Annotated in this window: 22 protein-coding genes and 1 riboswitch; of the genes, 19 read left to right on the top strand and 3 right to left on the bottom strand. The window is 41.0% G+C overall.

Annotated features, from left to right (window positions below; genetic code table 11):
* The first annotated feature begins 3 nt into the window (after nt 1-3).
* From pepT to FC33_RS04615, 7 genes are all read left to right on the top strand, one after another.
* Nucleotides 4-1,251, top strand: a complete 1,248-nt coding sequence (pepT, locus tag FC33_RS04585) for a peptidase T (RefSeq protein WP_057827441.1) — start codon at nt 4-6, stop codon at nt 1,249-1,251.
* Between the two features lie 159 nt (nt 1,252-1,410).
* Nucleotides 1,411-2,193 carry a DeoR/GlpR family DNA-binding transcription regulator gene (locus tag FC33_RS04590; protein ID WP_057827442.1) on the top strand — a complete coding sequence of 261 codons (783 nt, stop codon included), beginning with the start codon at nt 1,411-1,413 and terminating at the stop codon, nt 2,191-2,193.
* A gap of 15 nt (nt 2,194-2,208) precedes the next feature.
* Nucleotides 2,209-2,976 (top strand): glutamate racemase, encoded by a 768-nt coding sequence (murI, locus tag FC33_RS04595; protein ID WP_162257619.1) that lies wholly within the window; start codon nt 2,209-2,211, stop codon nt 2,974-2,976.
* 12 nt (nt 2,977-2,988) lie between these two features.
* Nucleotides 2,989-3,765 carry a peroxide stress protein YaaA gene (gene yaaA, locus FC33_RS04600; RefSeq protein ID WP_057827443.1) on the top strand — a complete coding sequence of 259 codons (777 nt, stop codon included), beginning with the start codon at nt 2,989-2,991 and terminating at the stop codon, nt 3,763-3,765.
* Nucleotides 3,765-4,562, top strand: coding sequence for an alpha/beta fold hydrolase (locus FC33_RS04605; RefSeq protein ID WP_057827444.1), 798 nt, complete (start codon nt 3,765-3,767; stop codon nt 4,560-4,562). The genes yaaA and FC33_RS04605 overlap by 1 nt, the downstream gene beginning before the upstream one ends.
* A 67-nt stretch (nt 4,563-4,629) precedes the next feature.
* Entirely contained in the window at nt 4,630-5,391 is a 762-nt protein-coding gene (locus FC33_RS04610) for a DUF1003 domain-containing protein (RefSeq protein ID WP_057827445.1), read from the top strand.
* 256 nt (nt 5,392-5,647) lie between these two features.
* Complete coding sequence (locus tag FC33_RS04615; RefSeq protein ID WP_057827446.1) at nt 5,648-5,854, top strand: crAss001_48 related protein; 207 nt, start codon at nt 5,648-5,650, stop codon at nt 5,852-5,854.
* A gap of 89 nt (nt 5,855-5,943) precedes the next feature.
* On the opposite strand, the gene FC33_RS04620 is transcribed toward FC33_RS04615, so the two are convergent.
* Complete coding sequence (locus FC33_RS04620; protein WP_057827447.1) at nt 5,944-6,219, bottom strand: hypothetical protein; 276 nt, start codon at nt 6,217-6,219, stop codon at nt 5,944-5,946.
* A gap of 6 nt (nt 6,220-6,225) precedes the next feature.
* Nucleotides 6,226-6,552: a hypothetical protein gene (locus FC33_RS04625; RefSeq protein ID WP_057827448.1), complete on the bottom strand. Its 327-nt coding sequence runs from the start codon at nt 6,550-6,552 to the stop codon at nt 6,226-6,228.
* Nucleotides 6,553-6,698: 146 nt separating this feature from the next.
* Here FC33_RS04625 and FC33_RS04630 point away from each other — a divergent pair, with 146 nt between their 5' ends.
* The 6 genes from FC33_RS04630 to FC33_RS04655 all read left to right on the top strand — a co-directional run bounded on the left by FC33_RS04630 (nt 6,699) and on the right by FC33_RS04655 (nt 14,612).
* Nucleotides 6,699-8,177, top strand: a complete 1,479-nt coding sequence (locus tag FC33_RS04630) for a DUF5677 domain-containing protein (RefSeq protein WP_057827449.1) — start codon at nt 6,699-6,701, stop codon at nt 8,175-8,177.
* 3 nt (nt 8,178-8,180) lie between these two features.
* The gene (locus FC33_RS04635; protein ID WP_057827450.1) at nt 8,181-8,447 is read left to right on the top strand and encodes a hypothetical protein; all 267 of its coding nucleotides are present in this window, start codon (nt 8,181-8,183) and stop codon (nt 8,445-8,447) included.
* 183 nt (nt 8,448-8,630) lie between these two features.
* Nucleotides 8,631-10,379, top strand: coding sequence for an ABC transporter ATP-binding protein (locus FC33_RS04640; protein ID WP_057827451.1), 1,749 nt, complete (start codon nt 8,631-8,633; stop codon nt 10,377-10,379).
* Nucleotides 10,360-12,234, top strand: a complete 1,875-nt coding sequence (locus tag FC33_RS04645) for an ABC transporter ATP-binding protein (RefSeq protein WP_057827452.1) — start codon at nt 10,360-10,362, stop codon at nt 12,232-12,234. Before FC33_RS04640 ends, FC33_RS04645 begins: the two co-directional genes overlap by 20 nt.
* Before the next feature lie 24 nt (nt 12,235-12,258).
* Nucleotides 12,259-13,641: a class II fumarate hydratase gene (locus tag FC33_RS04650; protein WP_057827453.1), complete on the top strand. Its 1,383-nt coding sequence runs from the start codon at nt 12,259-12,261 to the stop codon at nt 13,639-13,641.
* Between the two features lie 449 nt (nt 13,642-14,090).
* Nucleotides 14,091-14,612, top strand: a complete 522-nt coding sequence (locus FC33_RS04655) for a Bax inhibitor-1 family protein (RefSeq protein WP_420864654.1) — start codon at nt 14,091-14,093, stop codon at nt 14,610-14,612.
* A gap of 348 nt (nt 14,613-14,960) precedes the next feature.
* Here FC33_RS04655 and FC33_RS04660 read toward each other — a convergent pair whose 3' ends face one another.
* Nucleotides 14,961-16,133: an SAM-dependent methyltransferase gene (locus tag FC33_RS04660; RefSeq protein ID WP_057827455.1), complete on the bottom strand. Its 1,173-nt coding sequence runs from the start codon at nt 16,131-16,133 to the stop codon at nt 14,961-14,963.
* A gap of 159 nt (nt 16,134-16,292) precedes the next feature.
* A riboswitch (SMK box riboswitch) is annotated at nt 16,293-16,386 on the top strand.
* Here FC33_RS04660 and metK point away from each other — a divergent pair.
* The 6 genes from metK to FC33_RS04690 all read left to right on the top strand — a co-directional run bounded on the left by metK (nt 16,384) and on the right by FC33_RS04690 (nt 25,538).
* Nucleotides 16,384-17,580 carry a methionine adenosyltransferase gene (gene metK / locus FC33_RS04665; protein WP_057827456.1) on the top strand — a complete coding sequence of 399 codons (1,197 nt, stop codon included), beginning with the start codon at nt 16,384-16,386 and terminating at the stop codon, nt 17,578-17,580. It overlaps the preceding riboswitch by 3 nt.
* Before the next feature lie 179 nt (nt 17,581-17,759).
* Complete coding sequence (locus tag FC33_RS04670; protein WP_057827457.1) at nt 17,760-19,064, top strand: uracil-xanthine permease family protein; 1,305 nt, start codon at nt 17,760-17,762, stop codon at nt 19,062-19,064.
* A gap of 183 nt (nt 19,065-19,247) precedes the next feature.
* Entirely contained in the window at nt 19,248-20,480 is a 1,233-nt protein-coding gene (locus tag FC33_RS04675; RefSeq protein ID WP_057827458.1) for a NupC/NupG family nucleoside CNT transporter, read from the top strand.
* A 110-nt stretch (nt 20,481-20,590) separates the two neighbouring features.
* The gene (locus FC33_RS04680; RefSeq protein WP_057827459.1) at nt 20,591-21,973 is read left to right on the top strand and encodes a DHA2 family efflux MFS transporter permease subunit; all 1,383 of its coding nucleotides are present in this window, start codon (nt 20,591-20,593) and stop codon (nt 21,971-21,973) included.
* A 14-nt stretch (nt 21,974-21,987) separates the two neighbouring features.
* Entirely contained in the window at nt 21,988-22,599 is a 612-nt protein-coding gene (locus FC33_RS04685) for an NADPH-dependent FMN reductase (RefSeq protein WP_057827460.1), read from the top strand.
* A gap of 62 nt (nt 22,600-22,661) precedes the next feature.
* The gene (locus tag FC33_RS04690) at nt 22,662-25,538 is read left to right on the top strand and encodes a DEAD/DEAH box helicase (RefSeq protein WP_057827461.1); all 2,877 of its coding nucleotides are present in this window, start codon (nt 22,662-22,664) and stop codon (nt 25,536-25,538) included.
* Nucleotides 25,539-25,540: the final 2 nt, after the last annotated feature.

Raw genomic sequence — 25,540 nt, forward strand, 5'->3', positions numbered from 1 at the left:
AAGATGGCAAAATACGAAACCTTAATTCCACGGTTTGTTTCATACGTTAAGAAAAACACGCGGTCAGATGAAAATTCAACAACGATTCCATCAACTCAATCACAAGTTGAATTTGCAAAGGATTTAATGGCTGAATTAAAGAAAATTGGAATGCAAAATGTTCGGTTAAACGATCAAAGCGGCTATGTTTTTGCAACGTTGCCAAGCAATCTTCCAGCAGGGAAAATTGCTAAGAAAGTCGGCTTTATTTCACACATGGATACGGCTGATTTCAATGCTGAAAATGTTCAACCACAAATCATTGAAAACTATGATGGCGAATCAGATATTAAATTAGGCGATACAGAATATTCATTATCACCAAAGGAATTTCCAAACTTGAAGAAGTCAAAGGGCCACACCGTAATTACAACAAGCGGTGATACTTTACTTGGGGCCGATGACAAGTGCGGGATTGCTGATATTATGACAGCAATGGAATACTTGATCAATCATCCAGAAATCAAGCACGGCGAAATTGAAGTCGGCTTTGGCCCGGACGAAGAAATTGGAACGGGTGCTGATCACTTTGATACTAAAGACTTCGGGGCAGACATTGCTTACACCGTTGATGGCGGTCCAATTGGCGAACTTGAATATGAAACATTCAACGCTGCCAGTGCAAAGATCACATTTAAAGGGAAAGATGTTCACCCAGCAACCGCAAAGGGCGTAATGGTTAACGCTTTGAAGCTTGCAATGGAATTTGACCGTCAATTACCAGCTGACGAAGTTCCTGAAAAGACTGAAGGACGTGAAGGATTCTTCCTCTTACTTTCGTTAGATGGGGCAATTGATGAAGCCCATGCCGCTTACATCATCCGCGATCATGATCGTGAAAAATTCGAACAACGCAAACAAATGATGTTAGCCATCGCCAAGAAGATGAATGATGAACTTGGTCAAGAACGTGTAATTATTGATATGAACGATCAATACTACAACATGCGTGAAGTCATTGAAAAGGACATGACGGTTGTTGACGTTGCCAAGAAGGCCATGGAAAACTTAGACATCAAGCCGGATATTTATCCAGTTCGTGGTGGAACAGACGGCTCAAAGATCTCATTCATGGGCATCCCAACACCTAACGTCTTCACTGGGGCAGACAACATGCACTCCCGGTTTGAATTTGCCGACGTCAATACAATGGAAAAGGCAACAGACCTTGTAATTGAAATTGCCAAGTTGCTCGGTGAAGAGGCTGAATAGGTCATTTAAAATCAGATAGAAATCTTAAAAAGATTGTGATTGGATATCACAATCTTTTTTTATCCATGAAATTTAAGGATTTACTTATAATTATTGAATATCCGTGATGTTAAGATTATAATTGAAATGTTACCGATTAGAACGGAATGAGGTGTCATTTTGATTCAGGAAAAAAGAATTGAGCTAATTAAACAATTACTAGAGGAACGGCAAGAACTGACAACAAAGGATATTATGGATGAATTCGACGTTTCTCAAGATACTGCGCGGCGTGATATTGTGCTGCTTACGGAACGCGGAGAAGTTCGCCGGACTCACGGTGGAATTTTACCGTTGGATTTTGGACGGAGTGTCCCAAATTATCAAAGCCGGTTAGGACAATTTACCAAGGAAAAAACGCGGATCGCGATGGAGGCGTTAAAATATTTTAAGCCGCATCACGTTTATTTTATTGGCTCCTCAACAATTTTATTGAAGACATGTCAGAATTTGAATATGGCCCTTACTGTTCATACGCACTCGCTTGATAACTGTATTGCGTTATCGGATCATAATATAACAACGGTTAAGATTTCAAGCGGAACGCTTAACCACGAAAACCGTTATTTCTATTCAAACTTAGCGGTCAAAGAACTTCAAAATATCGTTTTTGATACGGCGTTTATTGCGGCTTCCGGAATCGATAAGAATGGGGTTTACCTGCTTGATCAGGGAGATGCCGAAATTGTAGGGGTTGCTGCTCAACAAGCGCGCAAAGTTGTTTTGGTTGCTGAACACCAAAAATTCGTCAATAAATCATACTACCGGATCTGTCCGTTGGATATCATTTCAACGTTTATTACGGATCGGGAACCAACCGCTGAGCAACGAAAAATGTTTAGTCCACATACACAGATCATTGTTGCGAATGGACGCTCAAAAAAGAAATCAAGTAAGAAATAATTAGAGGTAAGAACTTTGAACACGAAAGCTGAAAAACAACCAATCGGGGTGATGGATTCCGGGTTGGGAGGATTAAGTGTCCTTAAAGAAATCATTAAGTTGATGCCGAACGAAGACTATGTTTACTTTGGCGATTCCGCCAATGCACCATATGGGACCCGCACCGCGGAAGATGTCTATCGACTTACAAAGAATGTTGTCGAGATGTTTATTGATCAATACAATGTCAAAGCCATTGTGATTGCTTGCAATACGGCAACCAGTGCGGCAGCGGCTCGACTACGGGAAGAATATGATCTGCCGATTATCGGACTGGAACCGGCAATTAAGCCAGCGGCAATCGACTATCCGCACGGAAAAATTATTGCAATGGCAACGGAATTAACGTTGGCAGGGAGCAAGTTTGAAAACCGGGTTCGCGAGTTAGGTTCGAATGCTGAAATCATTAAGGTCCCAGCACCGGATTTAGTTGAATATGTTGAACACGGCGAACTCGATTCAACTAACGTAAAGAATTATTTACATCAAATTTTAGATGATAAGTTGCCCGTTGATGCCGTGGTTTTGGGATGTACTCATTTCCCGTTTGTTCAAGCGGCAATTCAGGAAGTTGTTGGGCAGGATGTTGCGATTTATGATGGCAGTAGTGGGGCTGCACGGCAATTAAAACATCAGCTGGAAGCAATTCATAAATTATTAACGGCATCTGATCAAGGAACGGTCAACTTAAATAACAGCGATCCATCACAAATCAAGTTAATGGAGAAACTGCTGGCAAAATAGAAGAGGTGCAGAATGAAAATTATTATTTCACCTGCTAAGCAAATGCAGGTCGATACTGATACCTTTGATGTCTTATCCGAGCCGCAAATGCTGTCGCAAGCCGAAGAAATTATGAATTACATGAAATCGTTGACGACTGATGAACTCAAAAAGTTGTGGCATACAAGCGATAAGCTGTTTCAATTAAATGCTGAACGGCTAAAGTCAATGGACCTGAAGAGTGAATATCAGACACCAGCAATTTTAGCGTTTTGCGGTTTGCAATATCAGTATATGGCCCCGGATTTGTTTACGCAGCCTGCATTAGATTATATTCAGCAAAACATGCGGATTCTTTCAAGTTTTTACGGGGTGTTGCGCCCGTTCGACGGCGTTGTCCCATACCGGCTTGAAATGAAAGCAAAGGCTCATGTTAACGGGACGCGGAATCTGCATGAATTTTGGAACCGAACTTGGTTTGATTTATTGACCAAGGATGATGATTTGATCATTAACTTGGCATCAAAAATGTACGCTCATCAAGTAGACCGATACATGAAGAATACGGACGTTAAAATGATTTCATGTGTCTTTGGTTACTATAACGAGCAAAAAAATAAGGTAATTCAGGATAATACGTATGCCAAAATGGCCCGGGGTGAAATGGTTCGTTACATGGCTGAAAATGATATTCACGATTATCATGAAATCGTGAATTTCAATGATTTCGGCTATCAGTACACCCCACAATATTCTGATGACGAAACGTATGTCTTTTTAAGAGATCCAAAACAGAAAAGGAAATTGTAATGAAAATTAAAATGCGTGATGGCGTCGCTTTAGATTGCCACCGATACGGAAAAGGCCAGCCGGTGGTTCTAGTTCACGGGTTTGGCGGAATTCAAGAAATTTGGGTTGGTCAAGTCAGTTGGCTTGTCGCTCATGGATATGAAGCAATCGTATATGATCAACGAAACCACGGTGCTTCCCAGCCGATTGCTGGGCCAGTTCAGGTAATGGGCTTGGTGCAGGACCTGCATGATCTAATTACCCAATTGCATTTGAAAAAACCGTTTTTGATTGGCCATTCAATGGGTGCGGGAGCCGTTTACGGCTTTCTCGGATACTATCCAAGTTTCAAATTAAGCGGTGCAATGGGTATCGATCAACCGCCAAAAATGTTGAGCAACTCTGAATGGCCGTATGGTTTTTTGGATGTAACGGATGATAATTATCGGACTAACTTATTAAAAAAGCGCAAGGTTCACGAAACGTTGAACGGACTTGATGACCGGATTTGGCAACGATACCATCCGGCAAAGAAGCAAAAGCCGTTTCGGTTAAAGGAAAATCTGGGATTATTAGTTAATGAAGCACGGGCAGATTGGCGCAGCGCGTTGGAGCATACCCAAGTTGACACACTGCTTGTTAGTTCAGTCCAAAGTCCATTTTTCGATTATCGATTTGCTGAAACAATGGAACGCCTTAATCCGCAACACATTCATGCGTTGGCAGTTGAAGGCGCCGGTCACGATGTTCAAGCAGAAATTCCAGACAAATTTAATCAAATCATGGGTGCTTTTTTGAAAAACCCGGCAACGTTTTAATTTACTTTTCGAACAACTGTGTTAAAATTCAAATGTTATAAATTTTTTCAAGGAAAAGGGTGGTAAAATGGCAGCAAAGATGAATGCGACGTGCATTATTTGCGGAAAACACTATTCAGTGATGGAAGGTTTTTACCTGCGAAGTTTAGGTCGCGATTTAACTCAGCAAATTAAAGAAGAGTATTCAAATGTCAAACCATCCTCGTTTATTTGTTTAAACGATTTGCAACATATTCGGTTAAGCAACCTTGAGAACATGATCAATGAGGATTTAGATTCTAACCGGAAAATCAATGATGCCCTTGAGAAAAACCTCAACAGCAACCACTACGTTGTTAAGAACACCAACAGTATGAAATTGACCCGCGGGCAAAAGATTGCGGATGCCTTAGCGAAATATGCCGGAAGTTGGGGCTTTATCATTGCCTTTTGTATTTTCCTGTTTGTTTGGATGTCGGCCAATACATTACATATTTTTGGAATTCACTTTGATCCGTATCCATTCATTTTGCTGAATCTTTTCTTAAGTTGTTTGGCAGCCTTACAAGCGCCGGTCATCATGATGAGTCAAAACCGGCAAGCTGAACGTGATCGGTTCGATGCTGAAAACGACTATAAGACGAATCAAAAAACAGAAATGGAATTGCGGAACTTGCATAAAAAGGTCGACCAGTTGAATGAAGTTCAATGGCCACACTTATTGGATATCCAAAAAACAGAAATTGAAGTTTTAACGGAAATTGAATCAGAATTGCAACAAATGAAAATTAAGCAGAACGAATTGATTAAGGCACGACAACATCAGACACGTCATCGCTCGCGACAATAGATAAAAAGGATTGCGCCAAATGGCACAATCCTTTTTTTAGCAGTGAGTGATATTATAAAAGGTTTTAAGAATTTAATTAGAATAAGAAAAGGTAGCCACTGCATAACGGTTATTTTATCTCAAAAATGAAAAAATTCAATAGAATTTAATAACTATTGTGAAAGTTATGGGAAAATCATATATTTAAAAGGCTTTTTATTATGATATTCGGGTCAAATAGGATATACTTAAGGTGTAATCAAGGAGGAATTGGATTATGAATAAAGATTATAAAGAATTAATTTCAGATTTAACAGCAGATGTTGAACATGTAAATCAACGCATCAAAGAACTTGATAATATCACTGATAAAGAAGATTTACCTGAAGATGAAATGGAATTAATCGATCGTCAAGAAAAGGTAATGAAAGATTACGCTGACGTAATGATGGAACGGATCGAATTATACAAAACACGTGATTAATTTGAGCGGTTAAATCATAAAAGACGAACTTTCACAAGTTGAAAGTTCGTCTTTTTTATTTTAATATTCGGATAATTGTCAAAAGTTGACTATTTCTTGGCTTTTGATGAAGAAAAGTAAACTTTATGGCTTCGCGGAAATTCTCTTCCGAATGAAGTCTTGATTTGACGCTTAGCGTTTTGATCATTGAGTTCAATATCAAGTTCTTTGTAGCCAGTTTCAACTAACCGGGCTGAATCTTCCGTTAACTTAATGGTTACGGAACGGTCTTTTTTGAAGGTATAAAACTCAAGCAGGTCAAACCGTCTTTTCTTTAAATTGGTAACCGCAGTCTTTTGGGCCTGTTTTAATTCGACTAATTTCATTTCGTATTACTTCCCACCTAAAAAATGTTCTAAGTCATGCGTAAAGTCTGCCTTTACGATGTTGGTCGTTAAGTAGACGATTTTAACTTGGTTTTCGTCCCGAATAAACGCTACCCGTACTGGTGGTAATTGAGGGGGATTAACGCGGCATTCGTAACACTTATTGCCTTCGACTTCGATCCGGGTTGCAAGTTTAACCTTTGCGAAGTCCGTGTCCATTTGCCGGGTTAATTGTTTTTCAATTGTTTTTTTGATTATCTTTTCTTGATGCCGGTAGGTCTTAAAAACTTTCCGGCAGCCTTTTGAATCATAGCTGAACTGATAATTTGCCATGAAAATCCTTCCTTTATTAACTGATACTTCAATTTTAGCATTGATTTTAAAATTTAACTATTGATACCCCTTTTAATGCGATAAGGCTTTTTAATAACATAATTGAAATTTTTCAATTAAAATGGAGGTGAAAGTAGGGAAAATTAATGAATAATTTATTGAATCAAATCAAAATACTTACCGAACAAGTAAGTCAGAAATGGAATGAAACGGATAGCCTTGTGAGTCAAACCGTTACTCAAATGGCCAAATTGAATTTGGAACTAACGGAAAATTTCTTTGAATTGCTTGAAAAAGGGTATCCGATCGCTGCGCGGATCGTTGCCCGGCCCGTTTATGAACGCAGTATGTTTTTGCAATACATTTTGCATGATCGCCGCGAAATCAGCTCGCGGGCATTGCTATTCTACCATTCAAGTCGGTTACGGCAATATTTGTGGTTAGGTTATATTTTACGTGACCCCGAGTCATTTAAGGATTACTCGCAAGAATACCAAACTTATCAAAAACAAAACCAAAAGATGATCCGCAGTCAAAAGAAATCGATGAAGAAGTGGGTCAGTGAGCAGATCGAAAATGAAAAACAGGCATTCAACCGGATTGAAGAGCTTGTTAAATATTGCGATATTGAACATTTTGATAAGGATGAACGGCGGAAAACGTGGTACCGGCTTGATCCGGAAGTCTTTGGCGGAAAATTAAAGATTTCAACGTTGTCGGACGTTTCAAAATATGTCTTAAATGATAAGCAAAATTACTATTATAATCTGTTTTACGGGATCGATTCGTTATTCACTCACGGGTATTTAATCGCGGACATGCTTGATGCTCAGGTCAATGAATTTAAGGTAGCGTTGCTGACGATGTGTCTCGGAAATTTGAACAGTTTGACGAAGTTTCTTGAACTCGATGACGCCCAAGCACAACAGTTAAAGACGCTTAATCGAAAAATTAAGCAGTTGCGGATCGCAAAGACTCCAATGAACTTGAATGAGTTTAAGGAGAAACTGGATGATCAAAAGTTAGCCGCCAAGTTTAAAACTCAGATTCAACAAAACTTTGATGCTTACCGTTATCTTGCAGATCATCAACACAACTATGCATTGCACGTGCTTTTACGGACAATCAATGAACAGATTATGAGTTGGAAATGGATGAATCAAGATCATCCTGAAAATCGGATCAAGATGTTCACGCTGACAAGTCAGATTCAGACAATTTCTGACTTGTACCGGTTAAGTATTCCGAATTCTACGGAGCAGGATACTTTATCGCATTTGCGGCGGGATAAGAAGGACGAGTATGATGAACTTGCTCAAGATGTAATGCGCGAACGGTCATACCGGAAAGATAAGCAAAAGCGGCGTTGGTTTGTCCTTGAAAGTGACCAGCAAACTGTACATTCAATGCATCAACTGGAACATGTTGTTCTTGAAAACGAAGGAGAATTTGCATACTTGTATGCTAATGGTTTCTTATCGGTTCACGTTCATGGAATTAACCTTGAACTCCCATTTATCCTTAATAAAAAGCCGGTATTCCTCTTAGGCGGGGCTGATGAAACGCATACGTGTCACCAGGTTGCTCAAAAATTATGGCAGTTATTTCAATCAAAGGATGATTAATTAATGAAAGTTGTTAGTCGGACGGCGGTTCGCGTTCAGCTTGAAAAAAGCTTTAAGGCGTATTCGAGTTGTCACGCAACGTTGACCAATTACAAGCAAGATCGGCGAATCGATATCATCAAGAATAAAGACGATTTTGTTTATCGCGAAAGCGGATTTGAACGGATTCGCAAAAAAAATTTGAACAAGGCGAAGGTGATGAATCTTGTTCAAAAACAAATGGAAGTTGAATTCCCGAATAGTAAGAAGATTTACTATTTAATTAAATAGCGGTTTTCGAATCTCACGGTTTATTTTTAGAACTAAGTTATTCGGAAATAGTTAATAGGTTATGACGAACGTCATAACCTATTTTTTGATCCCTTTGTAACCTAAAATGTGCTAGCGAAAATTTTTAATTCGTGGTACGGTCAAAATATTAAGTAAAAAATTTATTATGAAAGGAGCTATTTTATGATTCGGATTTTAGCAAAATCGATTCGTGAAAATAAAAAGTACTCGATCATTGCACCAATTCTGGTATTTTATCAGGCAATGACGAACGTTGCGGTTCCATTTTTGATGGGTGATTTGATCGATAAGGGAATCATGAAGGGCAATCTAACTTACATCTGTCATCTTGGACTGGTGTTGTTGCTGCTTGCCCTGACGGGAATCATCACCGGAACAACTGCTAGCTGGCTTGCCGGAAGGGCAGCGGCTGGTTTTTCGAAGAATCTGCGGCATGATTTATTCGAACATATTCAGCAATTTTCATTTGAAAATATCGATAACTTTTCAAGTGCAAGTTTAGTAACGCGGCTGACAACCGATACCAACAACTTGCAGCAGGCGTACCAAGGAATGTTGCGGATCGCCGTGCGGGCTCCATCCGTAATGATTTTTGCCTTCGTGATGGCTTTCGTTGTCAGTGCAAAGATGGCATTGATTTTCGTTGTTGTCATTCCAATTCTGACGCTTGGATTATTCGCAATTATTAAAAAGGCGCGGCCGTTATTTCATCAAGTTTTCCAACGTTACGATGTGTTAAACCAGGTCGTACGAGAAGACGTTCGGGGAATTCGGGTGGTTAAATCTTACGTTCGGCAAGAAACCGAAAAGCAGAAGTTCAATGATGCGGCTGATGGAATCTACGATGTTTTTTTGAAAGCTCAACGGACAATGGCCTTGAATGCACCGTTAATGCAGTTTGTCGTTAATGCAACGATGCTGCTTTTATGCTGGTTCGGCGCAAAATTGATCGTTGGTAATCAACTTCAGGACGGACAGCTGATCAGTATGTTTTCATATACCATGCAAATTTTGATGAGTTTAAACATGTTGTCAATGATCTTCAACCAATTATCAATGGCTGAAGCATCGGCATCGCGGATCGTCCGGGTTCTGAAAGCGCAACCGTCGATCGAATCACCTGCAAATGGTGTTCAAACCGTTAAGGATGGCACGGTTGATTTTGATCACGTTAACTTCAGTTATGACCATGATCCGCAAAAGCTGCAGCTGCAGGATATTAACTTACACCTTAAAGCAGGCGAAACGCTGGGAATCATTGGAAAAACCGGTTCGGGAAAGTCAACTTTAGTTTCATTACTACCGCGATTATATGATGTAACTTCCGGTGAAGTTCAGCTTGGCGGAATCAACGTGCAGGATTATGATTTGAAGACACTTCGGGACAATGTTTCCGTTGTATTGCAAAATAACGTTTTGTTCTCCGGTACCGTAAAGGATAATCTGCGGTGGGGTAATCCGCATGCAACGGATGAACAAATCGTTCAAGCATGCAAGTGGGCCCATGCCGATGAGTTTATTCAAAAGCTCCCGGATGGCTATGATACAATGCTGGAACAAAACGGGACCAACGTTTCTGGCGGGCAAATGCAACGGTTATGTATTGCGCGGGCGTTGCTTAAAAATCCGCAAGTTTTGATTTTGGATGATTCGACAAGTGCGGTTGATACGAATACAGATGCGCAGATTCGGCAAGCCTTTCGTGACGAGCTGCCGCATATCACAAAGATTATTATTAGTCAGCGAATTTCATCGATTTCAGATGCTGATCAAATCATTGTGCTTGATCACGGGAAAATCACTGCCCAAGGAACGCATGCAGAACTGTTGAAATCAAGCAAACTTTACCATGACATTTATGAATCGCAAAATTATCAAGGAGGTGAGCACCATGGCGAAGCCAATTCGTAAACGCGGAACGTTGAGGGAAAACTTGCCAACGTTGAAGCGGCTTTTAAAATTGATTTTTACTTCGCACCCGGTGATTTTGCTGATGGCGTTTGTTGGAATCATTGTTAACGCTGCCGCCGGGGTATGGGGCTCACTGTTTTTACAACGGTTATTCGACGATTACATCACACCGCTTGTCAAAAGTAGTAACCCGAATTTCATTCATTTGATCCATGCGTTGCTGATCATGGGCGGAATTTATCTGCTGGGCGTCTTGGCGGCCGCTTTATACACCCAACTGATGGCGGTTTTAGCGCAAAAGATTCAATTAAGTTTGCGGAAAGAAATGTTTGCCCACATGCAAACCTTAGCGATCAGCTATTTTGACCGTAATAATTTTGGCGATTTAATGAGCCGGTATACTAATGATATTGATGCGTTGTTGCAAATGATCATGCAAAGTTTCCCGCAATTTGTCAGTGCGCTGTTCAACATCGTGTTTGTTACTGCCGGGATGCTTTATTTGAGTCCATTTTTGACGATCGTTTCATTCGTGATCTTTGCGATCAGTATTGTTTTCTTAAACTTCTTAAGTAAGCGCAGTTCGAAATACTTCAATCAGCAGCAGGAAACCATTGGGGCGCTTGATGCTCAAATTGAAGAAATCCTGAACGGCCAAAAAGTTGTCAAAGTCTTCTCGCATGAAAAGCAAGTTGAAGACCAGTTTAATAAGTTGAACGATGATTGGGCCGAAGCTTCTGGAAAAGCAAATGGCTATGCAACAATGCTGTTCCCGTTTATGGGCAACTTAGGGACGATCTTATACGTCTTGATCGCAATCATTGGCGGTTTCTTGACGTTAAAGGGTTATTCAGCTCTAACCTTGGGAACGATTGCGGCCTTCTTACAGCTTAGCCGATCATTCAGTCGACCAATTGCTCAGATTTCACAACAGTTGAACAACATTATTTTGGCGCTTGCCGGCGGAAAACGGATTTTTGAATTATTAGATGCGCGCCCGGAAGTCGATGATGGAACCGTTGACCTTGTGCGGGTGACCCGACGAAACGGCCAATTAGTTGAAACTACCGATTCAAGTCATGATGAATGGGCATGGAAAGATGGGACTAAGTACATTCCGTTACAAGGCAAAGTTGATTTTCAGCACGTTGATTTTGGCTATTTTAAGGATAAAACGATTTTGCATGACGTTAACTTAAAGGTCAAACCGGGACAAAAGGTTGCGCTGGTTGGTCCAACCGGAGCGGGTAAAACCACAATCACCAGCATGTTGAATCGGTTCTATGAAATCGATCAAGGACAGATCACCTACGATGGAATCAACATTCAGCGAATCAAGAAGGAAGCGTTGCGCCGTTCACTTGGAATCGTTTTGCAGCAAACCAACCTCTTTACGGGAACGGTCATGGAAAATATCCGTTACGGGCGGTTAGATGCAACCGATGATGAAGTCATGGCGGCCGCCAAACTGGCGAATGCCGATTCATTTATTCAAGAATTGCCGCACGGGTATCAAACCGTGATTACCGGCGATGGCTCAGATCTATCACAGGGTCAACGACAAATGTTATCGATTGCACGGGCGGCCTTAGCTGATCCGCCAGTCATGATCCTTGACGAAGCCACTTCAAGTATCGATACCCAGACCGAACGCAAGGTTCAAGGAGCAATGGATAACTTGATGAAGGGACGGACAAGCTTTGTAATCGCCCACCGCTTATCAACGATTTTTAACTCAGATTTGATTGTGGTTGTTGAAGATGGAAAGATCATTGAACAGGGCAGTCATGAAGAGTTGATTGCTCAACGCGGAAAATATTTCCAATTATATACTGGTGCGTTAACATTAGAATAGATGATTAGAAAGGGAGAATTGAAAATGGCAGACTATCGAATTGAGGCTGATACGCTTGGTGATGTTAAGATTCCGCAAACGGCATTGTGGGGTCCGCAAACGGAACGGAGCCGGCATAACTTTCCAACAGGGGCTTTAATGCCGTTGGACGTGATCAAGGCAATGTTAAGCATCAAGAAAGCCGCCGCCTTGGCTAACCTTGAACAGGAAAATATTGAAAAAGAAAAGGCAGACCTAATCGTTAAGGCCGTAGATGCTTTACTGGCTCAAAATGATGATGAATTACGGCAGGAATTTCCGCTTCACGTTTACCAAACGGGTTCCGGAACGCAAACAAACATGAACGTCAACGAGGTTGTAGCGCATAAAGCGGCTCAAATTGACGATTCAATTGAAATTTTACCCAACGATGATGTTAACCGCAGTCAAAGTTCAAATGACACGTTCCCAACCGCAATGAATATTGCAGCGCTTGAAAAGGTTAATGAGCTTGAAAAAGCTGCGCACCATTTGATCACGGTGTTGGACGAGAAGCAACGTGAATTTTGGGACGTTGTTAAAATTGGTCGGACGCACCTGCAAGACGCAACCCCGTTAACGTTTGGTCAGGAAGTCAGCGGCTGGAAGAGTATGGTTCAGCATGACGTTGACTACTTAGCTGAATTGAAACCAACCTTGAACGAATTGGCGATTGGCGGAACGGCGGTAGGGACCGGCTTGAATACCCCTGACGGATTTGCCGATCAAATTACCAAGCACCTAAATCAGATCTATGGCGGTCACTTAACGGCCAAGTCAAACAAGTTTTATGGATTAGCTGCTCATTCGGGACTTAACGTGGTTCATGGCGCAATTAAGACATTAGCCAGCGATCTATTGAAGATTGCAAATAATGTCCGTTTCCTCGCAAGCGGTCCACGTGCAGGTTACAATGAACTGAATATTCCAGCAAACGAACCGGGATCATCAATTATGCCCGGAAAGGTCAACCCAACTCAAGCTGAAGCCATCACGATGGCAGCCGCGCGGGTCATGGGCAATGATACGACGATCACGATTGCCTGCTCGCAAGGTAACTTTGAAATGAACGTTTATAAACCGATCTTGATTGCCGCATTCCTTGAATCATGTGAAATTCTTGCCGGAACGATTATGGGCTTTGCAGATAAGATGGTTGCCGGGTTAACGGTCAACCGGGAACGGATGCAAGCCTTAGTCGACAATTCATTGATGACTGTCACTGCATTATCACCGCATATCGGTTACCATGCAAGTGCTGAAATTGCCCAGATGGCGGAACGCGAAGGAACCACCTTGCGCGAAGCCGCATTGAAGTCTGGCAAAGTAACTGCTGAACAATTCGATCAGTGGGTTGATCCGTTAAAGATGACGAATTATGATAAATAAAAATTAATTGAATTAGGACCATTCTGAGAAGGATGGTTCTTTTTTGTTTTAATTTTGGGATAATATTTTTTAAGTCCAAAAATTTGATTGCTATTTAAGATGATGAATTTTATCAATAATTATTAAAAAGCAAGATGATTTTGTTGATTAAATTTGATATTATATTATACATATTAAGTTAAAGCATTTAATTTAAATGAATCGGGTTTTTGATATAAAAAATCAATTAAGGATATAAAATAAAGAATTGGATAAGGATATAAAATGGAACATAGTAGAAATTACATTTTGTCAGTGTATACTGTATTCATCATCGAATTGTTAACTTTAATTTGTTCAATGGCTTTTTGCGAAAGATTTTTAGGATTTAATACTCTATCAATAGGTGAACTTCAATCTAATAGAGATTCTATTTTAATTGTCGCTATTTTTTTATATTAATAGATTGCATAATTGAGTGGCGATGGATAGATAAAAATAAGGGTGGAATCATTGTAATTTTGCTTTATATATTCACTATTTCATGTGAAAATTTAATTTATGGCATGATGGTAGCATGGTTAGATTGCATGTTTAAGGATGTCGGGTGGAATAATATAATTCAATACACTTTCTGGATCACCGTTGTGGTTTTTATAAGTATAACAATTTGGGGATTTTTAACAAAACGAAAAGACTATGATCATCCAATTTTAAATTATTGCTTTATTGGTTCAATCGTTGTGGGAATATTTAATATTTTTTGGGGCTGGAGTTGGCTTAATATTATATTGGATATTATTGATATAATCATTGTTTCATTGTTTATATATTTTGATACGATTAAAATTAAACAACATGCGAGAAAAGTGATGACTTTTAGTAAAAGGGTTAAGTTTTTAAATATACTAAAAGACGCTGGAAATATTTATTTAGATTTTCTAGTGATTTGGTCAAGTTTATTTGACTTAATGGCGGAATCTGAAGATTAACCTTTATGAAGGAGAATGAATAGCTACCTATCGGATCAGTAGTCAAATTAAAAAGCTTTGATCTATTAGTGATGATTGTTCTGTTATGTATACCAACCGGAAAATTTAAACATTAAATTAAAACAGGTTTTATTACAAATTGATAGTTCCATCTATTTATGATTTAATCTTTATAGCTTATATTGAGGATAGAACAGGCAGTTATCGCACCCGTGAGGTATCCAAAAAAGATGTGGGAAGGCCGTCCCACCAATGGATTGGTAATGAAGTCTAATTTTAATTAGTCTTCTTTTTAGTATAAAAAATGACAAGGTTCTTGACCTTGCCATTTTGTTATCTTTATTCAATTTAGTTCATGTATTCGCGGGTCATTGGCATGTTGATTCCGCTTGGTCCCTTAGTTAATTGGAACTGCATGACATCAATGTTGCCGGATTCAAATGAAGCGGCACATGCTTGCAGGTACAAATCCCACATCCGTGCGAACCGTTCGCCCATTTTCGCAACGATTTCTTCACGGTGCGCGTTAAAGTTCTTGTCCCAGATTTCAAGCGTCTTTTGGTAATGCCGCCGCAAACTTTCAAGATCAGATAATTGAAGTTCAGCTTCGACAATGTTAGTCATGTTTTCAACCAATCCTGGAATGTAGCCGCCAGGGAAGATGTATTTATCAAGCCAGGCATTGGAAGCCCCGCCTTGTTGCCGCGTAATTCCATGGATCAAGGCAATCCCGTCATCTTTGAGGTACTTATTAATAATCTTAAAGTACCGTGGTAATTCATCATGGCCGACATGTTCGAACATGCCGACGCTTGTAATGTAATCAAACGGTTCGTGTTTCAGTTCACGGTAGTCTTCAAGGATTACTTCAGCTTGACCTTCAAGTCCAAGTTCCTTGATTTGTTGGTTAACGTAGTTGTACTGTTCCTTACTCAAGGTAATTCCAGTAACTTTCAGGTTATATTCCTTGGCGGCCGTCAACATCAACGTTCCCCAGCCGCAACCAATATCAAGCATTGTCTTGCCCGGTTGCGGATCGAGCTTCTTTAAAATGTGGTGAACCTTATTCATTTGTGCTTGTTCCAAGGTATCATCTGGATTTTCAAAGTAGGCACATGAGTAAGTCATCGTTGAATCCAGCCATAACTTGTAAAAGTCATTTCCGATGTCGTAATGGCTTTGAATATCCGCCTTATTTTTGTTTTCAGAATGATCTTGGTGAGGGTGGTACTTTTTCAGTTTGGCACTGCGCAAAAAGCTGCCTTCTGAACGATATGCAGAGGCAATGATCTTCTGGATCGAGCCTTGGATATCAATAATGCCATCCATATATGCTTCGCCAAGACAGACGGATGGATTCTTGATCAATTCCTTGACAGAGATATTATCGCGGAAGGTGATCACTGCTTCGGGAGTTCCTTCGCCACCGTATTGTTTGCTTGAACCATCGGCATAGTTGACCTTGACTGGAAAATCAAAGGAATGCTTCAAAATGGTTTTAAAAAGCATGCTATCAAGCATATAAATGCCCCCAATATATAATAATTAGCAATTATAGATATCAAATTATATCTAATTGTTTAAATTTTACCATTCCTGACATTTGGATACAAATAAACCGTCACCGGATCTTCTTATTGCGCGTTTCGTTAAAAATGATAGAATAGCATAGTACACTTAAATAGTTACAATTCATTCCCGATAGGATTCACATATGTGAAGATGCCTTGTAACCATTTAAAATTATTAATTCAAATGGGGGACGTTTTTTATGTCAGAAAAATACTTATTTACTTCAGAATCTGTATCTGAAGGGCATCCAGATAAAATTGCTGACCAGATCAGCGATGCAATTTTGGATGCGGTCTTAAAGCAGGATCCACAAGCCCGGGCTGCGATCGAAACGACCGTTACAACTGGATTAGTGGTTGTTGTCGGTGAAATGTCAACTTCCGCATACGTTGACATTCAAAAGATTGCCCGTCAAACGATCAATGATATTGGTTACGTTGACGGTAAGTTTGGGTTTGACGGTGATTCATGCGCAGTCTTAACGGCTATTGATGAACAATCACCTGATATTGCGCAGGGGGTTGATGAATCAATTGAACGGCGCGAAGGCGATCAAGACGAATTTGATGAGATCGGTGCCGGCGACCAAGGAATGATGTTTGGTTACGCCATTAACGAAACACCGGAGTTAATGCCAATGCCGTTAATGTTAAGCCACAAGTTGATGCGTAAACTTGCTGAAATCCGGAAGAACGGAATTTTAACTTACCTTGGACCGGATGCTAAAGCCCAAGTTACGATCGAATACGATGAAAACCACAAGCCAAAGCGGGTTGACACGGTTGTTCTTTCAACCCAACACTTGGCTGATGCTTCACTTGAACAAATTCGGAAAGATGTTATTGAAAAGGTAATTAAGAAGGTTATTCCAGCTGACCTGTTGGATGACCAAACCAAGATCTACGTTAACCCAACTGGCCGGTTCGTAATTGGCGGCCCTCACGGGGACTCAGGATTAACTGGCCGGAAGATCATCGTTGATACGTATGGTGGGGCTGCTCACCACGGCGGCGGAGCCTTCTCTGGAAAAGACGCAACCAAGGTTGACCGTTCAGCAAGTTACGCTGCCCGGTATATTGCCAAAAATATCGTTGCTGCCGGTTTCGCCGATGAAGTTGAAATCCAACTTGCATACGCCATTGGAGTTGCGCGTCCGGTTTCAATTTCAGTCAACACCTTTGGCACTGGTAAAGTCAGTGAAGACAAGTTAGTGGCCGCAATTCGGAAAGTCTTTGACTTGCGTCCAGCCGGCATCATCAAGATGTTAGACTTGCGCCGGCCAATTTACAAGCAAACCGCTGCATACGGTGCATTCGGCCGTGATGATCTTGATCTTCCATGGGAAAAGACGGATAAGGTCGATGAATTAAAGAAAGTAATCGCTAACGAAAAATAATTAATTTGACAATCACTCAAATGCCAAGTATACTGAATGACAGTTTAAAAGAGTCCTTTAATTTGGTCCTGTGAGGCCACAAAAGACATTCGGGTTTATTTGAGAAAATCAAATTTGAAAATAGCTTTTGTGTATCACAGGGTATGCAAAGGCTATTTTTTGTTAGGAGGAAGTTTTTGATGGCTGAAAAGAAACACGATGTTGTCTTAGATGTCAATGAACGGCCGAAACCCGGGCAATGGGTCGGACTTTCAATTCAACATATGTTTTCAATGTTTGGCTCAACCGTTTTGGTTCCAATTCTGGTTGGACTAAATCCAGGAATCGCCTTATTCAGTTCCGGAGTCGGAACGTTGATGTATATCCTGATTACGAAGGGTAAGATTCCCGCATACATGGGATCAAGCTTTTCATTCATCGTGCCGATGGTCGCTTTAATGAAGACAGTCGGCTATCCTGGAATTGCCCAAGGGACAATTGCCGTTGGGTGTGTTTACCTAATCGTATCGCTGATCGTCAGCAAGATCGGTTCGGATTGGATCGATAAGATTTTACCGCCAATCGTCGTTGGCCCGATCATCATGGTAATTGGGTTATCACTTGCGGGAACAGCTGCAAAGGATGCAACGATTAACGCTGCTGGTCACTATGACTTGCGGTACTTCTTGGTTGCATTGTTGACCTTGATGATCACGATCTTCTTTAACATGTATCTTAAAGGATTCATGGGATTGATTCCGATTCTTTTAGGAATTGTCTTTGGTTACGGAATTGCATGCTTATTCGGCCTGGTCAACTTTGCACCAATTGCTAAAGCGCACTGGATCAGTTTGCCAGCATTCCAAATTCCATTTGTGACGTATCACCCGCACATTTTCTGGGGTGCGATTTTGAGTATGGCACCCATCGCGTTCGTCACAATGACCGAACACATGGGCCACATTATGGTCTTGAATGAGTTAACTGATCGGGATTTCTTCAAGGATCCCGGCTTGAACCATACGCTTGCCGGTGATGGGACAGCATCAATTATTGCCGGTCTTGTCGGTGGTCCGCCCGTTACAAGTTACGGTGAAAACATCGGGGTCCTTGCGATTACCAAAGTTCACAGTGTTTACGTTCTTGGCGGCGCAGCGTTATTTGCAATCCTATTTAGTTTTATCGGAAAGTTAAGTGCGTTGATCCAATCAATTCCAAGTCCGGTAATCGGCGGAATCTCATTCTTGCTTTTCGGGGTAATTGCCTCAAACGGATTAAAGGTTTTGATCGATAACAAAGTTGATTTAGGAAAGAAGCGCAACTTAATGGTTGCCTCAACGATTTTAGTTATTGGGATCGGAAATGCTTACCTTCAACTTGGGCAATATCAATTCTCTGGCTTAGCTGTTGCATCAGTCATCGGGGTTATTTTGAACTTGATTTTGCCAGATAAAGCCAATAGCGAAAAAGAAGTTGAAGCCAAAGCGGCCAAACGCAATGACTAAAAATTAAATTGGAGCTTACCAATTAATAAAATTAAACGAATGATTTTAGATATTAGAACCGATTTACAAACAATAAGGTATTATTTTTGATTAATGTTAATAATTTAATTGAATTATCGAATTTAATTGGGTACAATTAGACTGTTATAAATTTACTAGCAATTATATTGAGGAGGAGAACAATTGTATCTCGCAGTTAATATTATTGGTTTACTTATCTTCCTTCTGATCGGCTGGCTCTTTTCAAAGGACCGCAAGAAGATCGATTGGAAGGGTATCGGTATTATGGTAGTCTTCAACCTTTTGATGGCGTTCTTCTTGGTTAAGGTTCCGTGGGGACGTGACATCGTTAAGGGCTTGGCTGCCGGATTTGACACATTGATTCAAGTCGCATACAAAGGAATCGCATTCTGTATCCCAAGTATGGTTCACGTGAAGAACATGGACTTCTTTGTTAGTGTCTTGTTACCAATTCTTTTGATCGTTCCGTTATTTGATATCTTAACTTATATTGGTTTCTTACCATGGGTTATCAAGTGGATCGGAAAGATTTTAGCATTCATCACGCGGCAACCGAAGTTCGAATCATTCTTCGCCGTTGAAATGATGTTCTTAGGAAACACTGAAGCCTTAGCCGTTTCATCCCTTCAATTAAAACAAATGAAGGCATCCCGGAACTTGACGCTTGCGATGATGTCAATGAGTTGTGTTACAGCTTCAATTTTAGGTTCATACATGCAAATGATGCCGGCGCAATTCATTTTAACCGCTGTCCCGATCAACGTGATCAATGCCTTGGTCGTAACTGCAATGCTTAACCCGGTTGAAGTTTCAGAAGCTGAAGATACAATTGCCACGATGAAGGGCTCAGCAGCCAAAGAATCAGGCGATGTTGAAGCTGACGGTAAGAAAGAACCATTCTTCTCATTCTTAGGCGATTCAATTTTGGGTGCCGGCCGTTTGGTATTGATCATCGCTGCGAACGTTATCACATTCGTTGCTTTAGCTGCCTTGATCGATAAGATTCTTTCATTAGTACATATTTGGTCAATGGAAAAGATCCTTGGCTACATCCTTTATCCATTTGCATGGCTCTTAGGGGTCGGCGGCGATCCGCATACTGTCTTACAATTAAGTCAGTACATGGGAACGAAGTTGATCACCAACGAATTCGTTGTTATGGGGAAGGTTTCACCAATCATTCATACCTTTGCACCACACTTTAGAGCTGTCTTAACAGTCTTCTTAACATCATTTGCTAACCTTTCAACAATCGGAATGATCATCGGTTGCTTCAAGGGAATCGTAAATCGTGAAAAGAACGACTTGATTTCAAAGAACGTTGGATACATGCTTCTTTCAGGAATTCTTGTATCACTTCTTTCAGCCGCAATGGTTGGATTATACGTTTGGTAAAAGATTAAAATTAAAGATCAAAGAAGGTCGCATGCAGTGCGGCCTTTTTGTTTTTGCTACTTTGTTTGCTATAATAATCAACTGTGATATTTTTTACGGAGGATTATTGGATGAATTCAAAAACTTTACGAGCGGTTACCGCAACGGGAATTTTATCGTTTGCTGGGATTGTCGTTGAAACCGCAATGAACGTTGCTTTTCCAACGCTCATGCGGGATTTTCACGTTTCAACGTCTGCGGTGCAATGGTTGACGACCGGATACTTACTGGTCCTTGCACTCGTAATTCCAACGTCATCATTTTTAAAACGCAGCTTTAAGACGAAAAGTTTATTTGTAATTTCAAACTTATTCTTTATTTTAGGAACGGTGGCAGCCATGCTTGCGCCATCCTTTGCAATTATTTTACTCGGACGGTTAATTCAAGGAATCGGAACCGGGATTGCATTGCCATTGATGTTTAACATCATTGTCGAACAGGTGCCGATTTCCAAAACCGGAACGGTAATGGGCTTTGCAAACTTAATTATTGCAATCGCGCCGGCAGTTGGCCCGACAATGGGCGGTTTCATTGTTAAAATGTTTGGTTGGCGGGTCATTTTCCTGGTGTTATTGCCATTACTAGTAATCTCGTTGATTCTTGGAATGACGTCCATTACCCAGAAATCAGCGATTGAACATTTGAAATTTGACTTCATCAGTTGGATCATTTTAGCAATTGCGTTCAGCAGCCTCGTATTTGCAACGAACCAGGCTTCAATTTCTGGGTGGCTTGATTGGCGGGTCATTGTTCTGTTGCTGGTAAGTGTGCTTGCTATTCTGGGATTTTACAAGTATTCAAAGAAGCCACACCATCCGTTGATTCGGACCAATGTATTACTGAATTGGCGGTTTGATTTAAGCACGATCGCGCTGATGATCTCCCAATTCAGTATTTTGGGAACAAGTTTCTTATTACCAAACTTTGCGCAATTATCTCTTCATCAAAACGCGTTCGTTGCCGGTTTACTGCTTTTACCAGGAACAACGCTCGGAATCTTTTTGTCATTGCTTGGCGGAAAGATGTACGATGTTTTAGGAGCGCGAAAACCGATCATGCTTGGCTTTAGTCTGTATGCCATCGCAACCTTGCTTTTCAGCATCTTTATGCCAAAAATGACAATTTGGATGATCATTATCTTCTTTGCGATTGCAATTATGGGACAGGCATTTAGTTCCGGAAACACGATGACAAGCGGGCTTCATCAAGTTGAAGATCAATTCAGTACCGATGCAAATGCAGTTTTGAATACCGTGCAACAGTTGGCCGGAGCTTTAGGGACCTCAATTGTTGCGACAATTGTTGCGGAACACCAGCGTGCAGCCCATCACATTGCTTTTGGAACCATGACCGGCGTTCGAACGGCATTTTGTTTGTTGTTCATCTTACAGTTAGTTGCATTGTTATTTACATTTTTAGTTACGCAAAAAGCAGCAAAGAAAAATAAAAGATGAAATGAGGCGATAAAATGGTTACAGTCAATGTTATTTTAGGAAGTAACCGGCAAGTGGCGATTGGCAAACGACTGTTTAAATACCTTGAAAATCAAATTGCACCGTTGGTCGGTGAACGCGATGAAATCACCTTCAAGTTCATTACGTTAGATCAATATCATTTAGACTTCTTCCATGAAGATTTACCCCCAATCAATAACCCGGAACGGAAACTTGCCACTAATGAGCAACAATGGATCGATGACATGCAGGCTGCTGACGGGTATATCTTCATTACTCCAGAATATAACCATTCAATTCCGGCCGTTTTGAAGAATGCAATTGATTATTTGGCATTTGAAGGCAATCGGAAGCCGGCTAAAATCATTAGTTATGCCGATAGTATGCGGGCCGGTCAATTTGGTGGCGAAGCTTTGCGCGAAGTAATCAATCGGTTAGGCTTTATCACTTTGCCAATGATCACCACGGTCGGTAAGGTTACGGCAAACTTTTCAGCAGATGGCTTTTTGCTTGAAGACGCGCCATCTGGAGCATATTACCAGAAGAAATTGCTGGAAACCTTGCATGAAATTGGCTTTTACAGCCGTGTTTTAAAGGATCATCCATACCAGGAGTTTAATGATTAAAAGGAAAGGAGGTTGTGATATAAATCACAATCTCTTTCTTACTACCAAGAGGAGTGATTGAGTTGGAAAAACAATTTTTTAATCAAATTTTGGCTAACAGTCTGATTCAGGAAAATTCAAATCATTCTAATCAATACCTTGCACCGCAAATCATTACTAATCAGCCGCATGATTGTTTGTGGCAGCATCTTAAATATGAACTGCTGCACTGTAAAGAATTTAAATGGGCGGTCGCTTTTATTACCCGCGATATGCTGACGCCGTTGAAAGTGGTTTTAAAGGAACTGGCAACCAAGGGCGTGCACGGAACCCTGATCACTGGAACGTATCTAGGGTTTAATGAACCTGCAGTTTTTCGGGAACTGATGAAAATTTCAAACCTTGATGTTCGAATCGTAACCGCTCCAGGATTTCATGCAAAGGGGTATTTCTTTGATTATGATGAATATCAAACGGCATATATTGGAAGTGCTAATTTTACGCGCAGTGCGCTGATTCAAAATCAAGAATGGAATTTACGGCTGACATCAATGCAGCAGGGACAGTTTATCAAGCAACTCAATACAGAATTTGAACGGTTGCAGCAGCAAAGTGTCCCGTTAACTTATGATTGGATCGATGAATATCAAGAAGGCTACGTTAAACCGCAACGGCCGGGTTCATCATCACGAACCGATCAGGCAGCGCCAATTGCACCTAATAAAATGCAGGCAGCTGCCCTTAATGAATTGGACGATTTGTACTATCAGCAACATGCTTCCCGGGGACTGATCGTTTCAGCGACGGGAACTGGGAAAACTTACTTAGCGGCTTTATGGACGAAGAAATTTAAGCCGCACCGCTTTTTATTTGTCGTTCACCGCGAACAGATTTTGTTAAAGGCCAAGGATAGTTTTTATAGGGTGATTGGCGGGGCTAAAGATGATTTCGGAATTTTAAGCGGAAACCAGCACCATGCGGAAGCTAAGTACGTTTTTGCAACGGTTCAAACCATTTCGCAAATGGAAAAGATGAAACAATTTGCTCCCGATGAATTTGACCTCATCATTATTGATGAAGCGCACCATGCCGCTGCCAAGAATTATCAATCATTACTGAATTACTTCAAACCGCAATTTTGGTTGGGCATGACCGCAACGCCTGAACGGATGGATAATCAAGATGTTTTTCAGCTTTTTGATTATAACTTGGCGTATGAAATTCGGTTGCAAGATGCCTTGGGAAATAACATGTTATGTCCGTTTCACTATGTTGGGGTCGCCGACTATGAAATTAACGGACAGTTGATCGATGATACGGCATCATTAAAGTATTTAACGGCAACCGACCGGGTCGATTATGTTTTGGAACAGTTGGACTATTACGGCGATAACGGACAACCGACTGCCGGGTTGGTTTTCTGCAGTCGCACAGCCGAAGCAACCCAGCTTGCAGAAATTTTTACGCAAAAAGGGCATCCGGCAAAGGCATTGACCAATCAGTCAAGTGCAACGGAGCGGGCAAGGGTGATTGCGCTTCTTGAAAAGCATCAGATTGAATATATCATTACGGTCGATTTGTTTAATGAAGGGGTTGATATTCCGTGTTTAAATCAAATCGTAATGCTGCGCAGCACGCAATCCAGCATTGTCTTTACCCAGCAACTCGGCCGTGGTTTGCGGAAGTATCCGGGAAAAGATTTCGTAACGGTCATTGATTTCATCGGAAATTACCGGAATAATTACCTGATCCCGATCGCCCTTTATGGCGACAACGATGGCGATCCGGATCGTTTGAAGACCGAATTACTGACTGAGGATCTTGTCGGCGTTTCAACGATCAATTTTACGTCCATTTCAAAACAGGTTATTTTGGATTCACTAGCCAAGGTCAAACTTAATTCGCTTCAAACATTGAAAACCGAGTATCTGAACTTAAAACAGCAACTTGGACGTGCGCCATTATTGATGGATTATCAAAAATTCGGAACGGTTTCTGCCCGGCCATTTATTGAAAATCCCCGGCTGAATAACTATGCAGAATTTTTAGGGAAAATGGGAGCGAAAGTTCAACTTTCGGAATATCAGAATCAAGTTTTGACGTTTATTACGAAGGAACTGGCCAATGGTAAGCGGCCGCATGAACTGATCGTGTTGCGGGAGCTGATCGAACACGGACATATTGCATTTGACCAGTTGAAGCGAATCTTTAATTCGCAGCATATTTATGTTAACGATGCGGTCATTCAATCGGTCATCCAAGTCCTTTCACTGGCATTCTTTGATGTTAAAGCGGGAAAGACGACCCGTAAGGCCCAATACGGCGATCATTCATTGATTCAAACGGATTTGTTGGAAATCAGCTTAAGTTCAGCATTTAAACAAGCATTGACCCAAAGTGGAACCGATTTTAAGCGGCTCGTAAATGATGCAATCAAGGTTGGATTAGATTTCAATCAAAATTACAACAATCAGGCGCAATTTACGCTGGATCAGTCATACTCGCGGAAGGATGTTTGCCGGCTTTTGAACTGGGAAAAGGATGTCAGCGCACCGCTTTACGGTTACCGGGTAACGGATGAAGTATGTCCAATCTTTATTACGTACCATAAAAGTGATGATGAGCATCAACGCAGTGCCCGTTATCAAAATGATTTTACGGCGAACTCCGTAATCAAATGGTATACGCGTAGTCCGCGACATTTAACTTCAGATGAAGTTCAAAAATTACTCCGGGGAGTTGATCAAGGAAATCAGCAAACCCGCATCGAAATTTTTATCAAACGCAATGACGCAGCGGGAAAAGAATTCAACTATGTTGGTGAAGGGGAAATCATTCCCGGCTCCGTGCATGAAGAAAAAATCGCTTCAAATCGGGGGCGTGAAAAGGCGGTCGTCGCAATGGAAATTCGATTAAAAACGCCGTTAACACTGGCCGCAGCGCAGAAAATAACCGATTAGTT

The organism is Ligilactobacillus aviarius subsp. aviarius DSM 20655 (assembly GCF_001436315.1).
Classification (GTDB): domain Bacteria; phylum Bacillota; class Bacilli; order Lactobacillales; family Lactobacillaceae; genus Ligilactobacillus; species Ligilactobacillus aviarius.